The sequence below is a fragment of the Thiohalophilus sp. genome, from assembly GCF_031581315.1.
In the GTDB taxonomy this organism is placed as follows: Bacteria; Pseudomonadota; Gammaproteobacteria; order UBA6429; family Thiohalophilaceae; genus Thiohalophilus.
Window position 1 is genome coordinate 1 of record NZ_JAVLAZ010000034.1, and the last position, 2,042, is coordinate 2,042.

At 57.4% G+C, this 2,042-nt stretch carries 1 protein-coding gene; it reads right to left on the reverse strand.

Annotated features, from left to right (window positions below; all coding sequences use genetic code 11):
• Nucleotides 1–387 precede the first annotated feature (387 nt).
• Nucleotides 388–1,698 (reverse strand): bifunctional diguanylate cyclase/phosphodiesterase, encoded by a 1,311-nt coding sequence (locus RI563_RS06735; protein WP_310693602.1) that lies wholly within the window; start codon nucleotides 1,696–1,698, stop codon nucleotides 388–390.
• Nucleotides 1,699–2,042 lie beyond the last annotated feature (344 nt).

Below are 2,042 nucleotides of genomic sequence, written 5' to 3' on the forward strand. Positions count from 1 at the left end.
GATCATTTAGATAGGCAAGGTGGCTCCGGCGAGAGTCGCCGATGGAATCGCCTCCCACGAGAGCCCGCTTTCAAGATCCAGTCCGCCCGGAGGGCGATCATTTAGATAGGATGGTGGATTCGGCAACAATCGCCGATGAAATCGCCTCCCACGAGAGCTCGCTTTCGAGATTAAGCCCGCCCGCAGGGCGAACATTTAGATAAGCAGGGTGTCTCCGGCGAGAGACGCCGACGAAGTCGCCTCCCACAAAAGCCCGCTTTCGAGATTAAGCCTGCCCGCAGGGCGATCATTTAGGCAGGACGGTGGCACCGGCGAGAGTCGCCGACGAAGTCGCCTCCCACAAGAACTCGCTTTCAAAATACAGGCTCGCCCGCAGGGCGCTCATTCCTATATCCCCAACCACCCCTCAAACTGTTCCCTGAACATCGGCCGCCCGATATGAAACCCTTGCCCGATCGTCACCCCCAGTTCCCGACACTGATCGAGCTGCTGCTCGTCCTCGATCCCTTCGGCGATCGAAACCAGCCCGAGTTGCTCCGCCAGGGTCGCCGCCGCGCTGACGATGGCCCGGCCCCAGGGCTTGTCCAGGTTCTGTACGAAATACATATCGATCTTGATAATGTCGATCGGCAGATCGGCCAGGTAGGCCAGCGAGGAATGACCGGTGCCAAAATCATCGACGGCGATCCGGCTGCCCCGTTCCCGGATTTCAGAGAGCGTATTCACCGCCCGCTTGGGCTGATCCATGATGCCGGTTTCGGTCACCTCGAAATGGATCTGTTCCATCGGCATGTTGGCGTAGCGAAAGTGATCCAGCAGCCGCTCCAGCATGTCCGATCGGCGGAACAGCGCGGAACTCAGATTGATGGCCATGCTGCCTTCAAAGCCCTGTTTCTGCCATCGATACAGATCCCGTAAACCGATCCCGAGGATCGCCTCGGTCAACGGCATCATTAACGGCGACTGCTCCACAAAGGGCAAAAACTGGCCGGGCGGAATAGGTCCCTTTGAGGCATGTTCCCAGCGGCACAATGCCTCGACACCCACACAGGCGCCGGATTGCAGATGCACCTGGGGCTGATAGGCGAGCCGGATACCGCTCTCCTCGTCCAGTGCCTGCTCGAGATCGAGCATCAACCGAAAGCGATAACGTTCCTCCTCGTCGATCGCTCGATCATAGGTCGCATAGCGACTCTCCAGGGTGCTCGCCTGATGGCAGGCGAACACGCCCGTGCGCACCAGCTCGCCCAGCGAGTCGGCATGATTGGGATAGTGACTGATGCCGATGAAGGCATCCAGATGATAGAAAATACCCGCGACCTTGAAGGGCTCGCGCAGCACTTTTGCCAGCGCCTCGGCCCGTTGCGTGGCATGCAGGAAGCTGCCGTTTTGCAACAGCACGGCAAAGCGTCCCTGATTAATGTGATACGGCGTTGTCTCCTCCTCGGCCGCATCCCGGATACGCTGTCCGACCTCCCGGATCGCCATGTCACGCTCCACCGGCCCGAAGGTGCGCAGAATAAAATCCACCCCCTCGATATCGATCACCAGCAATACCAGGGCAAACTTGCCCGCATCCGCTTCCTCGATGAGCGGCTTCACGTCATAGTAGAAACTGTCCCGGTTCGGCAGCAGCGTTCGGGAATCCTTCACACCGGGGGTCAACCCGAGTTCACTGTCGGTCGGTCTGTTTGGCATGCTTCACACTCCGTGTAAGCCCTGTTGTTGTCGATATTTTTTTATTCGGCAAGCTTCCATCATTTCTTAAATGAAATATATGAAAACAGCGAGCTGTATTATGGCATCCATCGCATGGTTATTAGCAGTATGTGGTATTTTCGAGGCAACAATCAGGGTTTCCCCTGAATCATCTGATCTGTTTCCCTAGCCGTTAAAGGGCCCGGCGTATTTGTGTTGTCTGGAGTTCGCAGTCAAATAAGAAATTGTGTGAAGAATGGCGGACGAGTCGTCGAGCGCATTGCGCTGCGCCCGGCCGTCCATGGCTTAAGTCTGATGAACCCGAAGCGCGCTGGCGGGTCAGC